Genomic DNA, 3,173 nt, shown 5'->3' on the forward strand with positions numbered 1-3,173 from the left:
TAGCAGGCAAGACCGGCACGACCAGCAGCAACAAGGATGGCTGGTTCCTGGGCTTTTCCAGCGGCATCACGACCGGCGTATGGATGGGTCGCGACGATGCGCGCGCCGTGGGCGTGTTGCAGGGCGGCCGTGCCCCCGCCCGCGCCTTTGCCGATTATATGAAGGTCGCCGTCGCCAAACGCCCCGTGGAACAGTTCGAAACCGAAGTCACCTTGCCCGAATGGCAGTTGGAGCCGGACGAGGAAGCCTATTATGGCACGCCTGATGGGGAGGCCGAAGGCGGCATGATGGTCGATGAAAATGGATTCCCGATCGAACGCTCCCGTCCCCCGGCGATGGAAGAAGAGAGTGACGAGCAACAGCTTGAGGTGGACCCGGAGGATCGGCAACAGCCGCCCCAGCAGATCGACCAGCAATGGATCGACAATGTGCTGGGCCGCGACCGTGATCGCCAGCGCCAGCCACCCCCGCGTCCCAACCCTTATCCTTGAGGCGCGCGCCTAAGGGCCGACATCGTTCGCCGCCAACTGCGTCTTGTCGAGCGCCCTTGCATCGGGCAGCAGGAAGTCCACCTTGCCCCGGCCGAAGTCGATCGCGACCCGGTCGAACAGACGCAACGCGCTGATGCCCAGTAGCAGCGCCGGCTTGTCGGCCATGCCCAGTTCTGCAAAGGGGCTGGCATCGACGAACAGCACCGGCACGTCGATCAGGTTGACCCGGCCCATCCGCACCGCCTTGATCCGCCCCACTTCGCCGGTCAGCGTCCCGCCGGTCACGCTGGTCAGCGACGCGGTGAGCAATTCGGGCGCGCGCTTCTTGGCGATCAGCTTGTTGCGCAGCGCCATATTGCCGATGCTGAAATTGGTGCCGGTGTCGAGCATGATGGCGACGCGCATGCCGTTGACGTTGGAATCGAGCAGTATCAACTGACCGCGCTTGCGCCGCGCCTCCACCACGATCGTATCGGGATCGACCCTAGCGCTGCGCCGCGCATTGCTGCTGGCGATGGCCATCTGTCCGCTGCGGAAATTCAGTGTCACCCGCTTGGCATGCAGGCTGTCCAGCCCCAGCAGGCCCGGCGCGCCCAGATGCTCGCCCTCCAGAACCGGCGCTTCGATATCGTCGATCGTGCCGCCCGCAAAGCCAAGTCGCGGCACCGCGACCGTCGTCGCTTCCGACCGGCCGGTCATGCTGATGATGGTGACGTTGGTGCGCGCGGGAAGGGCCAGCCGCTCCGCCAGATCGCGCGCGATCACGGTTCGCTGCGACCCGGTATCGATGATGAAGTTCCACGGCCCTTTGCCGTCGATATGGATGGGGATCGTCACCCGCGCATCGAGCGAGGGGCCGGTGCGGACGACGGCCGGCGGAGTGTCGGGATCGAGCGCGGGGACGTCCTGCGCGGCCAATGGCATCCAGGCTGTCGCCAGCCCGATCGCCAGTCCCGCGAAGCGCACGGCGCAAAGCCCTGCGCGGTGCCGTCTCATGTCCGCATCCTTTCCGCTTATCTTATGCTCCCGCTATAGCATGAATCCGGGTCATCGCGCCAGCGCCACCCTTGGCCCCGAATCGCCGCCGCGCCGCCCTTTCCGCACCCGTCTGGTGCACTCCCGCCTTGACTTGGCGGGCCGCGCCTCGCTAAATGCGCGCACGATCGACCTTGCCTGTTCGCGGCAAGCGTCTGGCAGCGTCCTGCTCGCCTGTTTCTCGCCGTTTCCGGCGCCTGTCTCCCTCTCGTCATCGGACCGACTCGCAATGCATCTCAAGGACCTTAAGAAAACAGCGCCCGCCGACCTCGTGCAGCTTGCCGAGGAACTGGGCGTCGAGGGTGCGTCGACCCTGCGCAAACAGGATCTGATGTTCGCGATCCTCAAGGCCGAGGCGGAAAATGGCGAGCAGATCATGGGTGAAGGCACGATCGAAGTGCTGCCCGATGGCTTCGGCTTCCTGCGCAGCCCGGAAGCCAACTTCCTGGCCGGTCCCGACGATATCTATGTTTCCCCCAACCAGGTGCGCCGCTTCGGCCTGCGCACCGGCGACACGGTGGACGGCGAAATCCGCGCGCCCAAGGATGGCGAGCGCTATTTCGCGCTGGTGAAGCTTAACACCGTCAATTTCGACGATCCCGATGTGGTCCGTCATCGCGTCAATTTCGACAATCTGACGCCGCTCTATCCCGAATCCAAGCTGACGCTCGATCCGGGCGATCCGACCCAGAAGGACAAGTCGGCGCGCGTCATCGATATCGTCTCGCCCCAGGGCAAGGGCCAGCGCACGCTGATCGTCGCGCCACCGCGCGTCGGCAAGACGGTGATGTTGCAGAATATCGCCAAGGCCATCACCGACAATCATCCCGAAGTCTTCCTGATCGTCCTGCTGATCGACGAACGCCCGGAAGAAGTCACCGACATGCAGCGCAGCGTGAAGGGCGAGGTCGTTTCCTCCACCTTCGACGAGCCTGCCACCCGCCACGTCCAGGTCGCCGAAATGGTGATCGAAAAGGCCAAGCGCCTCGTCGAGCATAAGAAGGATGTCGTCATCCTGCTCGATTCCATCACCCGCCTCGGTCGCGCTTACAACACCGTCGTCCCGTCTTCGGGCAAGGTGCTGACCGGCGGTGTGGACGCCAATGCGCTGCAGCGGCCCAAGCGCTTCTTCGGTGCCGCGCGCAATATCGAAGAGGGCGGCTCGCTCTCCATCATCGCCACCGCGCTGATCGACACTGGCAGCCGCATGGACGAAGTCATCTTCGAAGAATTCAAGGGCACCGGCAACTCGGAAATCGTGCTGGATCGCAAGGTCGCGGACAAGCGCATCTTCCCGGCGCTCGACGTCGGCAAGTCCGGCACCCGCAAGGAAGAGCTGTTGGTCGATAAGGGCACGCTCAGCAAGATGTGGGTGCTGCGCCGCATCCTGATGCAGATGGGCACGATCGACGCGATGGAGTTCCTGCTCGACAAGATGAAGGATTCGAAGACCAACGAGAATTTCTTCGATTCGATGAACCAGTGACGGCGTGAAGGGGACTAGACGGACATGACCGACATTTGGGGCCATATTGTCACGGATTTTGCCGGGCTGTTTTCCGGCAGTGGATCGGCTTGGCTGGCTTTTGGCCAGGTGATCCTGATCGACATCGTGCTGGCGGGCGACAATGCGATCGTCATCGGCGC

General features: G+C 63.7%; 2 protein-coding genes and 2 pseudogenes. 3 read left to right on the top strand and 1 reads right to left on the bottom strand.

All coding sequences use genetic code 11. The annotated features are described in order from the left end of the window. Positions 1-491: pseudogene (locus IL54_RS16285) on the top strand (penicillin-binding protein); the annotation flags it as partial. Positions 492-500: 9 nt separating this feature from the next. Here the strand turns inward: IL54_RS16285 and IL54_RS16290 are convergent. After that, positions 501-1,487 (bottom strand): retroviral-like aspartic protease family protein, encoded by a 987-nt coding sequence (locus tag IL54_RS16290; RefSeq protein ID WP_052027730.1) that lies wholly within the window; start codon positions 1,485-1,487, stop codon positions 501-503. Positions 1,488-1,755: 268 nt separating this feature from the next. On the opposite strand from IL54_RS16290, the gene rho reads away from it, so the two are divergent. Both rho and IL54_RS25955 read left to right on the top strand, forming a co-directional pair. Then, positions 1,756-3,012 (top strand): transcription termination factor Rho, encoded by a 1,257-nt coding sequence (gene rho / locus IL54_RS16295; RefSeq protein ID WP_037478949.1) that lies wholly within the window; start codon positions 1,756-1,758, stop codon positions 3,010-3,012. Between the two features lie 24 nt (positions 3,013-3,036). After that, positions 3,037-3,173: pseudogene (locus IL54_RS25955) on the top strand (TerC family protein); the annotation flags it as partial.

The sequence above is a fragment of the Sphingobium sp. ba1 genome (assembly GCF_000743655.1).
GTDB lineage: Bacteria > Pseudomonadota > Alphaproteobacteria > Sphingomonadales > Sphingomonadaceae > Sphingobium.

Coding starts and splice junctions, on each gene's coding strand:
- rho (WP_037478949.1), top strand. CDS start 1,756: ATGCATCTCAAGGACCTTAAGAAAACAGCGCCCGCCGACCTCGTGCAG.
- IL54_RS16290 (WP_052027730.1), bottom strand. CDS start 1,487: ATGAGACGGCACCGCGCAGGGCTTTGCGCCGTGCGCTTCGCGGGACTG.